This is a genomic window from Actinopolymorpha cephalotaxi (assembly GCF_013408535.1).
GTDB classification, from domain to species: domain Bacteria; phylum Actinomycetota; class Actinomycetes; order Propionibacteriales; family Actinopolymorphaceae; genus Actinopolymorpha; species Actinopolymorpha cephalotaxi.
On record NZ_JACBZA010000001.1, the window covers coordinates 4816254 to 4832927 of the forward strand.

18 protein-coding genes and 1 pseudogene are annotated in these 16674 nt (G+C 71.6%); 4 read left to right on the top strand and 15 right to left on the bottom strand.

The features are described 5' to 3' along the window. Positions 1-21: 21 nt before the first annotated feature. From FHR37_RS21200 to FHR37_RS21250, 11 genes and pseudogenes are all read right to left on the bottom strand, one after another. Positions 22-1779, bottom strand: coding sequence for an NADH-quinone oxidoreductase subunit N (locus FHR37_RS21200; protein ID WP_202817989.1), 1758 nt, complete (start codon positions 1777-1779; stop codon positions 22-24). An 8-nt stretch (positions 1780-1787) separates the two neighbouring features. Next, a complete protein-coding gene (locus tag FHR37_RS21205; RefSeq protein WP_092882420.1) occupies positions 1788-3302 on the bottom strand; it encodes a complex I subunit 4 family protein in 1515 nt (504 codons plus the stop codon). After that, complete coding sequence (locus FHR37_RS21210; protein ID WP_092882419.1) at positions 3299-5209, bottom strand: NADH-quinone oxidoreductase subunit 5 family protein; 1911 nt, start codon at positions 5207-5209, stop codon at positions 3299-3301. Before FHR37_RS21210 ends, FHR37_RS21205 begins: the two co-directional genes overlap by 4 nt. Continuing rightward, complete coding sequence (nuoK, locus tag FHR37_RS32635; RefSeq protein WP_092882418.1) at positions 5206-5655, bottom strand: NADH-quinone oxidoreductase subunit NuoK; 450 nt, start codon at positions 5653-5655, stop codon at positions 5206-5208. The genes FHR37_RS21210 and nuoK overlap by 4 nt, the downstream gene beginning before the upstream one ends. Further along, entirely contained in the window at positions 5655-6221 is a 567-nt protein-coding gene (locus FHR37_RS21220) for an NADH-quinone oxidoreductase subunit J family protein (RefSeq protein ID WP_092882417.1), read from the bottom strand. Before FHR37_RS21220 ends, nuoK begins: the two co-directional genes overlap by 1 nt. A 172-nt stretch (positions 6222-6393) precedes the next feature. Further along, positions 6394-6618 (bottom strand): annotated as a pseudogene (locus FHR37_RS31915) (4Fe-4S binding protein); the annotation flags it as partial. 178 nt (positions 6619-6796) lie between these two features. Then, entirely contained in the window at positions 6797-7756 is a 960-nt protein-coding gene (gene nuoH, locus FHR37_RS21230; RefSeq protein WP_092882498.1) for an NADH-quinone oxidoreductase subunit NuoH, read from the bottom strand. Further along, positions 7749-8549 carry an NADH-quinone oxidoreductase subunit C gene (locus tag FHR37_RS21235; RefSeq protein ID WP_092882416.1) on the bottom strand — a complete coding sequence of 267 codons (801 nt, stop codon included), beginning with the start codon at positions 8547-8549 and terminating at the stop codon, positions 7749-7751. Before FHR37_RS21235 ends, nuoH begins: the two co-directional genes overlap by 8 nt. Continuing rightward, positions 8546-9244, bottom strand: coding sequence for an NADH-quinone oxidoreductase subunit B (locus FHR37_RS33605; RefSeq protein WP_330831761.1), 699 nt, complete (start codon positions 9242-9244; stop codon positions 8546-8548). Before FHR37_RS33605 ends, FHR37_RS21235 begins: the two co-directional genes overlap by 4 nt. Further along, positions 9235-9630, bottom strand: a complete 396-nt coding sequence (locus FHR37_RS21245; protein ID WP_237768670.1) for an NADH-quinone oxidoreductase subunit A — start codon at positions 9628-9630, stop codon at positions 9235-9237. The genes FHR37_RS33605 and FHR37_RS21245 overlap by 10 nt, the downstream gene beginning before the upstream one ends. 97 nt (positions 9631-9727) lie before the next feature. After that, complete coding sequence (locus tag FHR37_RS21250) at positions 9728-10207, bottom strand: DinB family protein (protein WP_092882415.1); 480 nt, start codon at positions 10205-10207, stop codon at positions 9728-9730. Positions 10208-10355: 148 nt separating this feature from the next. On the opposite strand from FHR37_RS21250, the gene FHR37_RS21255 reads away from it, so the two are divergent. From FHR37_RS21255 to FHR37_RS21270, 4 genes are all read left to right on the top strand, one after another. Beyond that, positions 10356-11312, top strand: coding sequence for an ABC transporter substrate-binding protein (locus tag FHR37_RS21255; RefSeq protein ID WP_092882414.1), 957 nt, complete (start codon positions 10356-10358; stop codon positions 11310-11312). 21 nt (positions 11313-11333) lie between these two features. Further along, the gene (locus tag FHR37_RS21260) at positions 11334-12239 is read left to right on the top strand and encodes an amino acid ABC transporter permease (RefSeq protein ID WP_092882413.1); all 906 of its coding nucleotides are present in this window, start codon (positions 11334-11336) and stop codon (positions 12237-12239) included. After that, on the top strand, positions 12236-12994 hold the full coding sequence (locus FHR37_RS21265) for an amino acid ABC transporter ATP-binding protein (RefSeq protein ID WP_092882412.1): 759 nt from the start codon (positions 12236-12238) through the stop codon (positions 12992-12994). Before FHR37_RS21260 ends, FHR37_RS21265 begins: the two co-directional genes overlap by 4 nt. 118 nt (positions 12995-13112) lie before the next feature. Continuing rightward, complete coding sequence (locus FHR37_RS21270) at positions 13113-13379, top strand: hypothetical protein (RefSeq protein ID WP_092882411.1); 267 nt, start codon at positions 13113-13115, stop codon at positions 13377-13379. Positions 13380-13500: 121 nt separating this feature from the next. On the opposite strand, the gene FHR37_RS21275 is transcribed toward FHR37_RS21270, so the two are convergent. The 4 genes from FHR37_RS21275 to FHR37_RS21290 are packed head-to-tail and all read right to left on the bottom strand — an operon-like array spanning position 13501 to position 16609. After that, positions 13501-14406 carry an aminoglycoside phosphotransferase family protein gene (locus FHR37_RS21275; protein ID WP_092882410.1) on the bottom strand — a complete coding sequence of 302 codons (906 nt, stop codon included), beginning with the start codon at positions 14404-14406 and terminating at the stop codon, positions 13501-13503. Between the two features lie 5 nt (positions 14407-14411). Continuing rightward, positions 14412-15518 (bottom strand): aminotransferase-like domain-containing protein, encoded by a 1107-nt coding sequence (locus FHR37_RS21280; RefSeq protein WP_092882409.1) that lies wholly within the window; start codon positions 15516-15518, stop codon positions 14412-14414. A gap of 20 nt (positions 15519-15538) precedes the next feature. Next, complete coding sequence (locus tag FHR37_RS21285) at positions 15539-16111, bottom strand: histidine phosphatase family protein (RefSeq protein WP_092882408.1); 573 nt, start codon at positions 16109-16111, stop codon at positions 15539-15541. 24 nt (positions 16112-16135) lie between these two features. Then, positions 16136-16609, bottom strand: coding sequence for a DUF1203 domain-containing protein (locus FHR37_RS21290; protein ID WP_092882407.1), 474 nt, complete (start codon positions 16607-16609; stop codon positions 16136-16138). Positions 16610-16674: the final 65 nt, after the last annotated feature.

Here is a 16674-nt window from a genome sequence, read left to right on the forward strand (position 1 = left end):
CGGGGTGGGCTCCGAAGCCGGTCAGACGCGCGCGGGGTAGCTCACGGAGTCCAGGGCGAGGTCGGGGAAGACGGAGAGTAGGACGGCGATCACGACCAGGATGCAGACCGTGATCCGGGCCGGCCAGGGCCCCGCCCACACCGCCGCCACGGCCCCGGCGGGCCCGGCGACCGCGCCGCCCGTCTCGCCGGCGGCTTCCGCTCCAGACTCAGCGGCGCCCTCCGGGGAGCGGAACAGCAGCGCCGTCCAGGGCAGGTAGTACGCCAGCGCGATCACGACGTTGACCGCCATCACCACGGCCAGCCAGCCGGCGCCGCCGTCGATCGCCGCGCGGAACAGCACGAACTTGCCGAACAGCCCGAACACCCCCGGCGGCAGCCCGGCCAGCGCCAGCAGGAAGAACCCGAGCGCGAGCGCCCGCCCCGGCCGCCGCCAGAACAGCCCGCGGTAGTCGCCGAGCAGCCGACCCGGCCCGCTGCTGACGGTCAGTGACACGACGGCGAACGCGCCGAGGTTGGCGACCACGTAGATGAGGAGGTACGCCATCGTGGTGGTGAGCGTGGTCCCCTTCACGTAGCCGTTGCTGGCGGCCAGCGGCACCAGCAGGTAGCCCGCCTGGGCGACGCTGGACCACGCGAGCAGCCGGACGGCGTTGCGCTGGCGCAGCGCCACCAGGTTTCCGAGCGTCATCGTCGCCGCCGCGAGCACCCCGACGACCGGCGCCCACAGCCGGACGTAGCCCGGGAACGCCCACCCGAGCACCAGCAGGATGCCGGCGAACCCGGCTGCCTTGGAGACCACCGAGAGGTACGCAGCGACCGGGACGGGCGCGCCGACGTAGGTGTCCGGCACCCAGAAGTGGAACGGCACCGAGGCGACCTTGAACGCCAGCCCGACCAGGGTCAGCATCACTCCGAGACCGGCGACCGCGGCCAGGTCGCCACCGGGGAGCGCGGGCATCGGGGCGAGCGGACCGCCGTAGCCGACCGGGCTCGCCGGGCCGGGGGCGTGCAGCGCCGCGGCGATCCGGTCGAGGTACATCGTGCCGGTCACGCCGTACACCAGCGACACCCCGAACAGCATCACCGCGACCGAGACGACCGAGACCAGGAAGAACTTCAGCGCGCCCTCCGCGCCGCGCCGGTCACCGCGGCGCAGCCCGACCAGCGCGAACACCGGCAGCGACACGACCTCCAGCGCCACCACGAGCGTGATCAGGTCGCGGGCGGCGGCGAGGGTCATCGCGCCGGCCGCGGAGGCGAGGAGCAGGAAGTGGTACTCCCCGGTGGGAATGCCGCCGCCGAGCGTGCCGGTCCCGGGCGTGCCGGTCCCGAGCGTGCCGGTCCCGGGTCCGGTCGCCTCCGGATCGCGGGCCCGCCCCTTGCCGGTGGACAGCAGCACCACGATCACCCCGGCCCCCGCGATCAGGAACTGGAACGACCAGGTGAACGGGTCGCCGACGTACGAACACGCGCTGGTCAGCCACGGCTCGACGGCGCCGCCGGCACAGAAGGCACCGTCCATCCAGCTCGTCGACCACACCGGCGTCGCCATCACCAGGAACAGCCCGACCAGGAGGCCGGCCAGCGCGAGCCGGGGCGCGATCCCCCGCCGCCGGGGGATCGCGAACGAGTCCACCACCAGCACCAGCAGCGCGGTGACCGCGACCGCCAGCGGCGGGCTGATCACCAGCCAGGGAACGGGCTGCACGAAACCCACCACGGCGCTCACCACGGAGCCCACGGAACCCATCGAGTCCACCGCACCCACGGAACCCATCACCGCACTCACCCGCCCACCAGGAACCGCACCGCCGGATCGGTGACCGTCAGCACCGCGCCCGGATACAGGCCGAGCACCACCGTCAGCGCGACCAGCGGCGCCCACGCCACCACCTCGACCGCGGTGACGTCGCGCACGGACAGCAGGCTGGGCCCGATCGTGTCGGCGCCCTGGCACATCCGGCGGACGAGGACGAGGAAGTACGCCGCGGTGAGGACGGCACCCAGCCCGGCGAGCACCATCAGCACGAGGTACGTCGTACGGGCGAGTGAGGCCGCGGGATTCCAGGCGCCGAACAGCGCCAGCATCTCCCCCCAGAAGCCGGCCAGGCCGGGCAGCCCGAGGCTGGCCACCGCGCCGAAGACGAACACGCCCGCGAGCCGCGGCATCCGGGCGTACATCCCGCCGCCCAGCCGGCCCAGGTCGCCGGTGCCGTGCCGGTCCTTGATCGCGCCGGCGACGAAGAACAGCAGCCCGGTGATCAGCCCGTGCGCGACGCCGGCGAACAACGCGCCGTTGACGCCGGCGGCGGTGAGGGTGGCGATGCCGAGCAGGACGAAGCCCATGTGGCCGACCGAGGAGTACGCGATCAGGCGTTTCAGCTCGCCCTGGCGCAGGCAGGCCAGCGCGCCGTAGAGGATCCCGACCGTGGCCAACCCCGCGAGGTACGGCGCGACCGCCCGGGCGCCGTCGGGCACCACCGGCAGCCACACCCGGACGAAGCCGTACGTGCCCATCTTCAGCAGCACCCCGGCCAGCAGCACCGACCCGACCGTGGGCGCCTTGGCGTGCGCGTCCGGCAGCCAGCTGTGCAGCGGCCACATCGGGCTCTTCACCGCCAGGCCGAGTCCGATCGCGACCGCCGCCAGCACCTGGGTGCCGCGCGCGATGCCGTCGCCGCCGCGCCGCGCGAGCACGGTCAGGTCGAACGTGTGCGCGCCGGCGTGGACGAGCAGGAAGCCCAGCAGCATGATCGCGCTGCCGAGCAGGGTGTAGAGGATGAACGTGGTCGCCGCGCGGCGCCGGCCGGCCGCGTCGTGCGGGTCGCCCCACACCGCGATCACGAACCACATCGGGACCAGCACGACCTCGAAGAACAGGAAGAAGACGATCAGGTCGAACGCCACGAACGTGCCGAGCATGCCGACCTCGAGCACCAGCATCAGCGCCACCAGCGCGCGCACCCGCCCGCCCTCGGGCGCGACCCGGGTGGTGTAGAGGAGGCAGAGGAACGCCAGCAGCACGGTGAGCAGCACCATCGGCAACGAGACGCCGTCCATGCCGAGGTGCCAGCGCACGTCGACCGACGGGATCCAGCTGACGTTCGTCTGGAACTGCACCCGGTGCGCCGCGCCGTAGTCGAACGCCGCCGCCAGCCAGACCGCCAGCAGCAGGGTCACCGCGCCGACCACCGCGCCGAAGGGGGCCGCCGCGCGGTCGGGCACCAGCCTTCGGCCGGCGGTGAGCGCGAGCGCGCCGAGCAGGGGCACGCCGAGGAGAAGTTGCAGTACGACGTTCATGCGAAGGCCCCCAACGCCGCGACGGCCAGCAGCACGACCCCGGCGAGCAGGAGGGCGAGGTACGTCGAGACGTTGCCGGTCTGCAGCAACCGCAATCCGCCGCCGACCCAGCGGGCGGCCCGGCCGGACCCGCGTACGTAGAAGTCCACGACGTCCCGGTCACCGGCGACGACCAGGCGGGCCAGCCCCCACACCGGCCGGACGACGTAGGCGTCGATCAGCTCGTCCATCCGGAAGCCGTTGGCCAGCAGCGGACGCGACCGGCCGAGCATCCGCGCGGGATCCTCGCGCTCGACGTGCCGCCAGGCCCAGGTCACCAGCACACAGGCGAGGACCAGGTGCACCAGCGCGATCAGCGTGGTCCCCCAGTGCACCATCGTGGGTTCGGGGATGCCGGGCCCGCCGCCGCCGAGCCAGCGCGCCCAGGTGCCGGGCACCAGCGCGAGCCAGCCGACCAGCGCGGCCGGGACGGCGAGCACCACCAGCGGCCAGCGCATCAGGGCGGGCGCCTCGGCAAGGTGGGGTTGCGTGTGCGCGGGCTGGCTGGGCGCGGCCGGGACCGTGCCGGCGGCGGTGCCGAAGAAGACCCGCAGCCACATTCTGGTGGCGTACCCCGCGGTGAGTGCCACGGTCGCGAAACCGGCGACCAGCGCGATCCAGGCCGCCCAGCCCGGCAGCGGACCGCCGAGCGTCGCCGCCCGGGAGATCGCACCGATCACGGCGTCCTTGGCGAAGAAGCCGGACAGCGGCGGCACCGCGGCGAGCGCGCCGAGCCCGATCGTCATCGTCACGAACGTCACCGGAAGCGTGCGCCGCAGGCCGCCCATCGCGTCCATCGAGTTGCTGCCGACCGCGTGGATCAGCGCACCCGCGCACAGGAACAGCAGCGCCTTGAACGCGCCGTGCGCCACCAGCAGCAACAGCCCCGCGGTGTAGCCGCCGGCGGCGAGACCGGCCAGCATGTACGCCAGCTGGCTGACCGTCGACCATGCCAACACGCGCTTGACGTCGTTCTCGGCCAGTGCGCACAGCGCCGCGCCGACCATGGTCACCGCGGCGACCACCGCGATCACCGCGAGAGTGGCCGGCGCCTGCTGGAACACCGGCAGCAGCCGCGCCACCACGAACACCCCGGCCGCCACCATCGTGGCCGCGTGGATGAGCGCGCTGATCGGGGTCGGGCCCGCCATCGCGTCCGGCAGCCACACGTGCAGCGGGAACTGCGCGGACTTCCCGGCCACGCCGCACAGCAGCAGCAAGGTCGCCAGGGTTGCCGTACCCGATGTCAACCCGCCGTTGGCAGCGACCTCGCGGATGCCGCCGATGGAGAACGTGCCGGCGCCGAGACCGAGGGCGAAGATGCCGAACAGGAAGCCGATGTCACCCAGCCGGGTGACCAGGAACGCCTTGATCGCGCCGTCGCGGGCGTCGGGCAGCTCCCAGTGATGGCCGATCAGGAAGTACGAGCAGATGCCCATCACCTCCCAGCCGACCAGCAGCACGAACAGGTCGTTCGCGGTCACCACGACCAGCATCGCCGCGGTGAACAGCGAGACGAACGCGGTGTAGGAGGCGTAGCGCGGGTCGCCGCGCAGGTAGTCGATCGAGTAGATCTGCACCGCCAGCGCGACGCCGGTCACCAGCAGCGCCACCAGCGCGGTCAGCCCGTCCACGCGGAAGGAGATGTCGAACGCCAGCCCGCCGGTCGGCACGTGCGCGAGGGTCGCGCCGCGCTGGCCGAGGTTGCCCGCGAGGTCGATGCCGGCAAGGGCGATCGCGGCCAGGAACGCGATCCCGGCGCCCGCCACCCCGATCGGGGCGACCGCCTTGGGGATCCGGCGGCCCAGGGCGAGTGCTGCCAGGGCGGCGGCGAACGGCGCGAGCAGCGCGACCCACACAAGCGTCATCGGCCGGCCTCCGCGGTGGTCGGGCGCTCGGCTTCCACGCGGCCGGACCCGGCGCGCTCGGCTTCGGCGCGTTCGGCGATCTCCGCCAGCTCGGCGGCTTCGGCGCGTTCGGCCTCGGCGACGTGCTCGTCGGCCCGGTCACGGTCGGCCAGCTCGCGGACGGCATCCACGTCCACCTGCCCGCGCGTGCGGAACACCAGCAGCACGATCGCCAGCCCCAGCCCGATCTCGGCGGCCGCGATGGTGATGGTGAACAGCGTCAGAATCTGCCCGCCGTGCAGGGCGTCGCGGTGCCAGGCGTCGAACGCGACGAGGTTGAGGTTGACGGCGTTCAGCATCAGCTCCACGCCCATCAGGACGAGGATCGCGTTGCGGCGTACGAGAACGGCGTACACCCCGATGGCGAACAGCAGCGCCGCCACCACCAGCGGGAACAGCAGCGGCATCAGCGGCTCCCCTTCGCCGTGGTCGCAGGCTCCTCGGCGTCGGACCGGCCGGCCTCGGCCGCCGGGCCGTCCCTCCGGGACAGCGCGATCGCGCCGACCAGCGCGGCCAGCAACAGCACCGACAGCACCTCGAACGGCAGCACCCAGGTGGAGAACAGCGCCCGCCCGGTGGCCCGCGCCCCGCCGACCTCGGCCCGGTCCAGCGCGATGACCGCACCGGAGAAGCCCGAGACCAGCGCGACCAGCAGCACCGCCGCCACCCCGGCGGCGACCAGCCCGCCCACCACCACGTGCAAGAGCGGCGGTCGCTCCACCGGACCGATCGGCGCGCGGGTGAGCATCAGCGCGAACACCAGGAGTACGACGACCGCGCCGAGGTAGATGAGCACCTGCACCCAGGCCACGAACTCCGCCGTCAACAGCAGGTAGCATCCGGCCAGCGCGCCCAGCGTGACCACCAGCCACAGCGCGGCGTGCACGATCCGGCGGGTGGTCACGACCAGCAGGGCGGAGCCGACCGCGACCGCGCCGAGCAGGCAGAACAACACGTCGATCGTCGTGGTCATGGGCTCAGCGGTTCTCCCGCTCGGCGGCCTTGCGCGCGGCGCCGAGTTCCTTCGGCACGTCGGCACCGGCGTCGACCGGCGGCGGCACCGGCACGGTCCACATCCATTCCCGCAGCTCGTCCTTCTCGTGGGTGAGGTCGGCGATGTCGGTGGTGGCGTACTCGAACTCCGGCGACCAGAACAACGCGTCGAACGGGCACACCTCGATGCAGATACCGCAGTACATGCACAGCGAATAGTCGATCGCGAACCGGTCCAGCACGTTGTGGGAGCGTTCCCGGGCGCCGGGCTCGGTCGGCTCCGTCGTCTCCTTGTGCGAGTCGATGTAGATGCACCAGCACGGGCACTCCCGCGCGCAGAGCATGCAGACCGTGCAGTTCTCCTCGAACAACGCGATGACGCCGCGGGAGCGGGCAGGCAACTCCGGCTTGACATCGGGGTACTGCTGGGTCACCGCCCGCCGGGTGAGGTGGTCGAACGTCACCTTCAGCCCCTGGACGAGTCCCTTGCCGGGGAGATCGGTCATCGTGCCCACGCCACCTTCCCGTACGCCGGATCGTTCCTGAGCAGGTCGTTCATGAGATGGCCACCTTGACCACGCCGGTGAGCGCGAGCTGGAACAGCGCCAGCGGCACCAGCAGCTGCCAGCCCAGCCGCTGCAGCTGGTCGGCCCGCAGCCGCGGGTAGGCGACCCGCACCCAGATCACCACGAATGCCACCAGGAACACCTTCACCAGCGTCCACAGCCAGCCGAGCTCGGCGGTGAACGGGCCCTGCCAGCCGCCGAGGAACAGCACCGTGGTGAGGGCCGCGAGCACCACGATCCCGGCGTACTCCGCGAGCAGGAACAACGCGAACCTGATCCCGGTGTACTCGGTGTAGGGGCCGAAGATGATCTCCGCGTCGGCCACCGGCATGTCGAACGGCGGCCGGGCCAGCTCGGCCAGCCCGGCCACGAAGAACACGAACAGCCCCGGCAGCTGCCACAGCAGCCACCACGGCTCCCACGCGTCGACGATCCCGGACAGCGAGAGGGTGCCGGCCGCCATCGCCACGCTCGCGGCGGCGAGCACGAACGGGAGTTCGTACGCCAGCAGCTGACCGGCCGAGCGGAACGCGCCGATCAGGCTGTACTTGTTGGCGCTGGCCCAGCCGGCCATCAGCGCGCCGAGCACCCCGATCCCCATCACCGCGAGGACGTAGAACAGCCCGGTCTCCAGCTCGACGCCCACCACTCCGGGCGCGAGGGGGATGGCGGCGAGCGCGACGAGGTACGGCAGCAGGGCCATGACGGGCGCGAGCCGGAACACGGTGCGGTCCGCCCGGGCGGGGACGACGCTCTCCTTCTGCGCGAACTTCACGCCGTCGGCGACGAGCTGTGCCCAGCCGTGGAAGCCGCCCGCGTACATCGGGCCGAGCCGGCCCTGCATGTGCGCCATCACCTTGTGCTCGGTCTGGCCCACGAGGAGCGGGAGTACGAGGAACGCGGCGAACACCCCGACCACCCGCAGCACGACCTCCAGCACCTCAGCCATCGCCGGCACCGCCCTCGCCCGGCTGGTCAGGTTGGTCGAGCTGCTCTGGTTGGGCGGGCTGCTCCGGCTGGTCGGTTCGCGGGGTGCGCCGAGCCGGGCGTTCGGCGCGCTTGGCCGACCGCGCGGGCCGGGCCGGCTTGGCGGCGGCCAGCGGATCCGGGGCGGGCGAGCCGGGCGGGCGGGGACCCCACGCCTCGGGCGAGGGAACGCCGGGTGGCGCGACCCGCCGACGGCTCGGCGCCCGGGCCGCGTCGTGCTCGGACTCCCCCGGCTCCTTCGCGCCCGGCCAGGGCTTGGCGACCCGGCTGGCGAGCACGAACTCCTTGCGCAGCGGGTGCCCCTCGAACTGGTCCGGCAGCAGCAGCGGCGCGAGGTTCGGGTGCCCGGCGAAGTCGATGTCGAACATCTCGTACGTCTCCCGCTCGTGCCAGCCGGCACCGGCGTACACCCCGGTGGCCGTGGGCAGCCGGGCGTCCTCGCGCGGGATCTTCGTGCGGACGAGCAGGTGGTCGATCGCCGAGCCGGCGCTCTCGTCGCTGTCCTCGCGATCCTGGCCGCGGAGCCGGACGAGGTGGCAGACCACGGTGAAGCCCTGCTCGAGCTCGTCCACCGCGGACAGCCAGTCGAAGTACGTGCAGCCGACGACGTCGCGGACGGCGGTGAGCGCGTCCACCCAGCGATCGGCGGGTACGTCGAGCGCGGGCGGGCCGAACGCCTCGTCCAGCCCGACCTCCGCGGCGTCCAGGCCGAGCGCCTCGGCCACGGCCGCGCGGGCCTCCTCCGACCAGCTCATTCGCGGTCACCCGGTCGCAGCGGGCGGCGCAGCAGCGAGGCGGCCGAACGCCACCGGCCACGCGGCCGGCCGGCCTCCGTCCCGGGCTGCCCGGGCTGACCGGGCTGCCCGGGCTCGCCCGACTCGACCGCCCCGGCGTACCGCTCCGGCAACGACTCCGCCGCGATCTTGTCCTGCAGCGTGAGGATTCCCTGCAGCAGCGCCTCCGGACGTGGCGGGCAGCCGGGCACGTAGACGTCCACCGGGACGATCTGGTCGACGCCCTTGGTGACGCAGTAGGAGTCCCAATACGGCCCGCCGGAGTTGGAGCAGGAGCCGAACGAGATGACGTACTTCGGCTCCGGCATCTGTTCGTACAGCCGCTTGATCGCCGGCGCCATCTTGTCGGTGACCGTTCCGGACACCACCATCAGGTCGGCCTGCCGCGGCCCCGGCGCGAACGGGATCACGCCCAGCCGGATGAAGTCGTGCCGCGACATCGACGAGGCGATGAACTCGATCGCGCAGCAGGCCAGGCCGAAGTTGAACACCCACAGCGAATAGCGCCGGCCCCAGTTGAGGACGAACTTCAGCGGCTCCGGGGCCAGCCGCGACAGGGCACCCAGCTCGCCGGGGCTTCCGGGTCCGGGACCGGTTCCGGTCGGGGCGACCTGCGGCAACGGCAGGTCGACCGGGCCCTTCGGGGTCACGTCCACGTCAACACTCCCTTGCGCCAGGCGTACAGCAGTCCGACCGCGATGAACCCGATGAACACGAACATCTCCGTCAGCGTCGCCCAGCCGAACCCGGGCGCGGCGAACACCGTGGCCCAGGGAAACAGGAAGATCGCGTCCACCGCGAACACGACGTAGAGGTAGGCGTAGACGTAGTAGCGGACGTGGGTCTGCGCCCAGCCCTCCCCCACCGGGTCGACCCCGGACTCGTAGGTGAGGAGCTTCTCCCGCGTCGGGCGGTGCGGGCGCAGCAGCCGGTTGGCGCCGAACGCGACCGCGGCGAACGCCACTCCGGCCAGCACGACCAGCAGAACCGTCGTGTAGGTCGCGTAGTAGTCCGCGTTACCGGCCATCGCCAGGGCGCTCACGGCACGCCTCCTTCCGCCCGTCCAGTGACACCCTAGGGCCTGCGCGACGTCTCGCCTGCGCAGCGCCGGGGTCGGCCCGCGTGCCGGGCCTCCGACCTCAGTCGGCCAGGACCTGTTCGCGCAGAATGTCGGCGTGGCCGTTGTGCTGGGCCAGTTCCCGGAGCACCTGCAGGTAGACCCAGCGCAGCGTGCGCGGTCCGGACCGGTGGCCGGTCACGACGGCGTCCAGCGGCAGGTCCGCGACCTTGGTCCGGGCGGTGGCGCAGGCCTCCCGGTGGGCTGCCGTGACCGAGGCGATGGTGTCGTCGTCGGCGAGCCGGAAGGAGTCGTCCGGACCCTGGACCAGGCCGAGCTCCCCGCGGGACGAACCCCCGACGCACTCCTCGAACCACACCCGCTGCATCCACGTGACGTGCTTGACCAGCCCGAGCAAGGTCGTCGCCGACGAGACGAGCCGGCGGCGGGCCTGGTCCTCGGTGAGGGAGTCGAGAGTCGCCTCGATGGCAACGCGGTAGTCCTCGACGGCCGCGTCGAGCTGGGTACGTTCGTCGTCCAGCGGCACCTCGAACCAACCCATCGGACTCCCCTGTCTCTCCTGCCGAACGAAACGCCTCAAGGTTAGACAGACCGTTGTCCCCGGGCCCGTTTAGGGTGATCACGTCCAGGTGATCGCGACCGCGACTCCGGACGACCGTGCCGTCCCCCCGCCTCCCCGGAGCCCGCGCATGCCCACTGCCACCTGGTCCCCCGCCCACACGTCCCGCCGCGGCCCGCGCCACCGGCTCGCCGTGCTGGTTTCCGCGCTGGCCTGCGCGGTGCTCGCCGCGCTCACCGCGTGCGCACCCGAGGACAGCGCCACCGGAGGCCAGGCCGGCGGCACGCCCACGAAGTCGGCGAAGGCCACCGGGTCCGCCACCCCCACGGCGGACGGATGCGCGAAGAGCGACCTCGACCTGCACACGCCCGGCACCCTCACCGTGGCGACCGACCAACCGGCGTACGAGCCCTGGTTCGCCGACGACAACCCCACCAGCGGCAAGGGGTTCGAGTCGGCCGTCGCCTACGCCGTGGCCAGGAAGCTCGGGTTCGCCGCGTCGGAGGTGACCTGGACCCGGGTGCGGTTCAACAACGCCATCCAGCCCGGGCCGAAGGACTTCGACTTCGACATCAACGAGTTCACCATCACCGACCAGCGGAAGAAGGCCGTCGACTTCAGCTCCTCCTACTACGACGCCACCCAGGCCGTGGTCGCGCTGAAGTCCGCTCCGATCGCGAAGGCGAAGTCCGTCCCCGACCTGAAGGACGCCAAGCTCGGCGCGCAGGTCAACACCACGAGCTACGACGTGATCAACGACGTCGTGCAGCCAAGCAAGCAGGCGCAGGTGTTCCGCAGCAACGACGACGCCCGCCAGGCGCTGTCCAACGGCTCGATCGACGGACTGGTGGTCGACCTGCCCACCGCCTTCTACATGACCGCCGCGCAACTGGAGAACGCCACGATCGTGGGCCAGCTGAAGCAGAAGTCGGGCACCCCGGAGCAGTTCGGACTCGTGCTGGACAAGGGCTCCCCGCTGACCGCCTGCGTCACCCGCGCCGTGGACGCGCTGCGGACCGACGGCACCCTGGACGAACTGGCCAAGACCTGGCTGGCCGACGTCGCCGGCGCGCCGGTCCTCAACTGAGCTGACGGGACCGACGCGCCGATGTCGTCCACCACCGCCCCCGGCCGCCCACCTGGCGCCGACCCGGATCCGCGCCGCGACGGCGGCCACACGCCCAGCCCGCTGCAGGTCTCTCGCGACCGCTACCGCACCCGGCAGACCGTCCGGTCGGTGCTGGTCGCGGCCGGCTCCACCGCGGTGCTCGGCCTGGTCCTCTACCTCGCCCTCACCGGCGCGCCCGGCTGGGAGCGGGTGCGGTCGTCGTTCCTCGACCCGCAGGTTGCCCGGCAGGCGCTGCCGCACATCCTGTCCGGACTGTGGCTCAACCTCCGCCTACTGCTCGCCTGCGCGGCGTGCTCGCTGCTGCTCGGGTTGCTGATCGCCTTCCTGCGTACGCTCCGCGGCCCGGTCGCGTTCCCGATCCGGGCACTGTCGACTGGCTACACCTACGCGTTCCGCGGCGTACCCCTCATCATCGTCATCTACGTCATGGCGCTCGGCGTCCCCGGACTCCGCCTGCACGGCACGCCCGGCGTCATCGTGCTCGGCGCGGCCGCGATCATCCTCACCTACAGCGCCTACCTCGCCGAGGTGTTCCGCGCCGGCATCGAGTCGGTGCACCCGAGCCAGCGGGCGGCCGCGCGTTCGCTCGGGCTGAGCTACCGGCAGACGATGCGGTACGTCGTACTCCCGCAGGCCGTGCGCCGGGTCAGCCCGCCGCTGCTGAACGACCTGGTGGCGATGCAGAAGGACGTCGGGCTGATCTCGCTCGCCGGCCCGATCGACGCGGTGCGCGCGGCGGAGATCTCGGTCGGCACGACGTACAACTTCACGCCGTACGTCGTGGCGGGCGCGTTGTTCGTCGCACTGGCCATCCCGCTGGTTGCCGTCACCGACGCGGTGACCGTACGCGCCGCCCGCCGGCAGTCCGCGGAGGGATCGGCGTGAGCGCGGTGCTGGAGTGCCGCGACCTGTGGAAGGTGTTCGGCCGCCGGTCGGCCACGGTGGAGGTGCTGCGCGGCATCGACCTGACCGTCGCCGAGCACGAGGTCGTCGTCCTGATCGGTGCGTCCGGTTCGGGCAAGTCGACGTTGCTGCGCTGCGTCAACCTGCTCGAACGCGTCAGCGACGGCACGATCCACCTCGACGGCACCGACATCACCGACCCGCGAGTGGACGCCGACGCGTTCCGGCAGCGGATCGGGATGGTGTTCCAGTCGTACAACCTGTTCCCGCATCTGACCGTGCTGGACAACGTGACCCTGGCGCCCCGCCGGGTGCACCGCCGGTCGAAGGAGGAAGCCGAGCAGTCCGCCCTCGAACTCCTCGCCCGGGTGGGGCTTGCCGACAAGGCCCGCGAGTATCCCGACCGGCTGTCCGGCGGGCAGCAGCAGCGGGCCGCGATCGTGCGGGCGCTGGTCAACTCGCCCCGGCTGATGCTGTTCGACGAGGTGACATCCGCCCTCGACCCCGAACTCGTCGGCGAGGTGCTCGCCCTGGTCTCCGACCTGCGCCGGGACGGGATGACGATGGTGATCGCCACCCACGAGATGGGCTTCGCCCGCCGGGTCGCGGACCGGGTGTGCTTCCTCGACCGCGGCGTCATCGCCGAGCAGGGACCGCCCGAGCAGGTGCTGGACGACCCGGTGCAACCGCGCACCCGGCAGTTCCTGCACCGCCTGGTCGACGCCGACCAGCCCTGACCCGTTTTCGGTGGGCGGCTGGACCTGCAGAACTGGCAAGTTAACTTGTCGTCGACTGTGAGTGCGAGGTAGCGTCAGCACGCGATGTCGGCTCGGCTGAAGTTCCGGAGGTAGTGCAATGCCTCGCAGTATTCGGCAGATCATCGAGCAGGCCGACGAGTTCGCCCGGCGGTTCGAGGACTTCGAACCAGACGCTGCCAACATCGAACACGCGGAGGCGTTGGCGGTGTTGCGGCGAAGCGCTCTGGCCCGGTACCAGGCAGAAGCGGTCCTGGCCGAGGCGGTCCAGGCGGCCCGCCGACAGGGCCTGAGTTGGGCGGCGATCGGTTCGGCGCTGGGCACCTCGGGTGAGGCGGCCCGGCAACGCTACCGCGCATCCGCCTGACCGCCGGCCGGGGCGTTCTCCCGTCCCACCGAGAGGGGATCCCCTCCTGGGCGCAGGTAGCCTCGATCGTGGCCGGGGCGACGCCGACCGGGCCCCGCACTTTCCGGATCCCTGAGCTTGGCTACACCAGGCGCTGCGACGAGAGCTGTTCCGTACGGTCGAGGAATTTGCGGAATCCCCTCGCGTCTCCGACCGACCTGCACCGCAGCGCCTCCTTCACACAGCACGCGAAGGTCCAGCCGGCGATGCGTCGCGCATCAAGATCCAGACGATCGGCAAAGAAGGCGACCTGCTCCCGCGCGTCTCGGAGATCACGCAGCGACAGAACCTGCTTCACGTCGAACGCGCGATCACCCAACATCGGATACGGATCGATCGCCAACCATCCACGCTGGGAGAGCACCACGTTCCCCGGCCCAAGATCGCCGTGTAGCAACACGATGTCCGTAGAGGATGAGGTCAGGGACGTGAACAGCTCGTCCGCCTGCGCGACGACACCTCGATCCACCGGCCGCTCACACCGATCGAACCTGTCCCACATCGTCTCGCGGAAGCGCTCCACCAACATCGCGAGTGGCTCGAACTCGTCCTCTGCAGGGGGTTCGACCGCATGCAACTCGGCGAGTACCGACGCAACGACCTCGTTCCCGGTCGCGACGTCGAGCTCATCACCGTTCGTGCCGGGCACGCACCGCTCGAGCAGCAGGACCTGACTCGCCTCGTCGGAGTCGAGAAGTCGCGCCGCTCCGCGACCAGCCCAGTGGTGCAGGCCCCTTGCCGCCCAGGGATTGCGATGTCCCGGACACTCCACCTTCAACGCCGCGTCGCTGCCGTCCGCTCGACGTACGGGAGCAACCCACCCGACGTTGCCGCCCGGCTCGAACGGGGCGCCCACCTGCAGCTGCCAGGCACCCGCCGCGTCAGCGACCAGCCTCGGTAGTCGCGCCAGCCAGTCGCGTCCGACATCACCGAACTCCGAAACGACGATGTGCGCCAACCGATCCGGAATTCGAAGCGCGGTCGTCATTCCCGTCAGCGTCCCGAACCAGGCGCGTCCTCGGCCGCGTGCTCCAGTGCCTGGGCGAGCCGGCGTACTCCCTCCGCGACCTCACTCGCCGGCACCGGCGCGAACGACAGGCGCAGGCTCGAGGAACCGCCCTCGAGCATGAAGTCGGGGCCCGCCACGAAGGTGACGCCCAGCTTCTTCGCGTGGCCGAGCAGCGCCTTCGAGTCGACGTCCTTGAGGTCGAGCCAGAGGAAGTAGCCGCCTGCCGGGATGACGAACTCCGCCCCGGGGATGTGCGTGCGCAGCGCCTCCACCAGCGCGTCCCGGCGCTCGCGAAGCGCGGTGTTCACCACGTTGAGGTTCTCGTCGAGGCCACCCGATCGGCAGAGTTCGAAGACGATCGACTCCGCCAGCATGTTCGGCGAGATGTACTGCTCGTTGGCACTCTTGGCGAGGGTCGCGATCCGCGCAGCCGGCCCGACCAGGTAGCCCACCCGCACGCCGGGGCTGATCGACTTCGAGAAGGAGGAGGCGTGGATCACCCGGTCCGCGCTGTCCAGGTCGAGCATCGTCGGCCCCGGGGCCTCGTCGAAGGAGATCAGCCGGTACGGGTCGTCCTCGAAGAGGGTGAAGCCGTTGTCGGCCGCGAGCTTCACCAGCCTGGAGCGCTTGTCCATCGAGAGGGTGCAGCCGGCCGGGTTGTGGAAGTTCGGGATCACGTGGGCCAGTCGGACCTCGCCCTGCGCGCAGGCAGCCTCGATCGTGGCCGGGTCGATGCCGTCGGACTCCAGCGGCGCGCCCACGAGTTCGGCGCCGGCCTGCTTGAGCAGCAGCAGCGTGCGGTCGTAGGTGGGCTGTTCGACCACGACACGATCGCCGGCGGAGACGAGGTGGCGGAAGAGGAGCGCCGCTCCTTCCATCGAGCCGTTGGTGATCATCACCTGCTCGGGGCCGACGCCGTGTCGCTCGGCGATCCACTCGCACAGCCCCGGATGCCCTCGCCCTGTTCCGTAGCTGAGCGCGTTCTCCCAGTCCTTCTCGAGGGCATGCGCGGCCGCCTCGCGTACGGCCTCGTGCGGGAGGATGTCGGCACTCGGCGCGCCGCGGGCAAAGCTGATCGTCCGTTCGGCCATTGGCGCAGTATATGAACGGCTCACCGCTGCTGGAGGTCGCCGGCGCCTGGGTGGCCGGCCATCGTCACGGTGCCGGTAGCGAACCGCAGCCGATACCAGCCGCCGCGGCCGACCACCTCCGGCAGCGGCCGGTCGTACATCCCGGACAGCAGAGTCAGGAAGACCGGGATGACGTCTCCGTGCGAGCACGCGACGACCCGCCCGCCGGGATGCTCGCGGGCCATCACGGCAAGGGCCCGCGTCACCCGGCCGGCCGCCCACGCCGCTCCGATCGCGGCACCCATCGGCGCGTAAACACCTTCGGTCCATTCACCCGGCTCCCCGAACCCGGCCGCCTCGTCGAGTTCGGGGAGTTCGGTGACCGCAAGGCCGACGGCGCCGGCCAACGGCGACACCGTCTGCCGGCACCGCACTGCCGGGCTGCTGTAGACCCCGTCGACGTCGGTACCGAACGCAGCCACCAGGGCACGTGCCTGCGCATGGCCTCCCTCGCTGAGAGGGCGGACCCGGTGCGCACCGGTCCAGCCCTCCCGGGGCACCGAGGAACAGTGCGGCACCAGGTCCAGCGTGAACCCGTCGAGCGTGGGAAGCATGCTCGCGATCGTACGGCGGAAGTCCTACCGCGCCGGGTGTGCCTCGAAGGCCAGGCATCCCGCCTCGACGCTGCGCACGTGCACGAACGCCACCTCCGGCCGGCCCAGGAGTTCGGCCAGCGTGTCCTCGTACGCGTCACCGGGCGAGACGAACGTGATGTGCTCGTAAGCCCGGTTGCCGTCTGCGTCGAACGTGTTGAACATGCACTTCCCGCGGCCCATGTTCTCCGGATAACGGTCCCGCGTCAGGTAGCCCGCGCACCGCTCGGCGTGCACGAACACCGGACCCGCCTCCATCCACGGGCTCGGCTCGGTCCACGGGGTGTAGCAGATCAGGGCGACGGCCTCACCTGGTACGGACTCGTTCAGGCAACACCGCAGCGGCTCCCAGCCCCCCGCCGGATAGGGCTTCCAGGGGTTGCCGAACTCGTCCTCCCCCTTGGCGCGCATCGCGTCCAGCTTTTCGGGGGCGATCGGAACGATCTCGTATGTGCTCATGCCGACAATCGTGTCCCGGCACGGCCGCGACCACCGGCGGGATTCGGACGTCGCGTGCCGCCACA

Coding starts and splice junctions, on each gene's coding strand:
- FHR37_RS21200 (WP_202817989.1), bottom strand. CDS start 1,779: ATGGGTTCCGTGGGTGCGGTGGACTCGATGGGTTCCGTGGGCTCCGTG.
- FHR37_RS21205 (WP_092882420.1), bottom strand. CDS start 3,302: ATGAACGTCGTACTGCAACTTCTCCTCGGCGTGCCCCTGCTCGGCGCG.
- FHR37_RS21210 (WP_092882419.1), bottom strand. CDS start 5,209: ATGACGCTTGTGTGGGTCGCGCTGCTCGCGCCGTTCGCCGCCGCCCTG.
- nuoK (WP_092882418.1), bottom strand. CDS start 5,655: ATGCCGCTGCTGTTCCCGCTGGTGGTGGCGGCGCTGCTGTTCGCCATC.
- FHR37_RS21220 (WP_092882417.1), bottom strand. CDS start 6,221: ATGACCACGACGATCGACGTGTTGTTCTGCCTGCTCGGCGCGGTCGCG.
- nuoH (WP_092882498.1), bottom strand. CDS start 7,756: ATGGCTGAGGTGCTGGAGGTCGTGCTGCGGGTGGTCGGGGTGTTCGCC.
- FHR37_RS21235 (WP_092882416.1), bottom strand. CDS start 8,549: ATGAGCTGGTCGGAGGAGGCCCGCGCGGCCGTGGCCGAGGCGCTCGGC.
- FHR37_RS21250 (WP_092882415.1), bottom strand. CDS start 10,207: ATGGGTTGGTTCGAGGTGCCGCTGGACGACGAACGTACCCAGCTCGAC.
- FHR37_RS21255 (WP_092882414.1), top strand. CDS start 10,356: ATGCCCACTGCCACCTGGTCCCCCGCCCACACGTCCCGCCGCGGCCCG.
- FHR37_RS21260 (WP_092882413.1), top strand. CDS start 11,334: ATGTCGTCCACCACCGCCCCCGGCCGCCCACCTGGCGCCGACCCGGAT.
- FHR37_RS21270 (WP_092882411.1), top strand. CDS start 13,113: ATGCCTCGCAGTATTCGGCAGATCATCGAGCAGGCCGACGAGTTCGCC.
- FHR37_RS21275 (WP_092882410.1), bottom strand. CDS start 14,406: ATGACGACCGCGCTTCGAATTCCGGATCGGTTGGCGCACATCGTCGTT.
- FHR37_RS21280 (WP_092882409.1), bottom strand. CDS start 15,518: ATGGCCGAACGGACGATCAGCTTTGCCCGCGGCGCGCCGAGTGCCGAC.
- FHR37_RS21285 (WP_092882408.1), bottom strand. CDS start 16,111: ATGCTTCCCACGCTCGACGGGTTCACGCTGGACCTGGTGCCGCACTGT.
- FHR37_RS21290 (WP_092882407.1), bottom strand. CDS start 16,609: ATGAGCACATACGAGATCGTTCCGATCGCCCCCGAAAAGCTGGACGCG.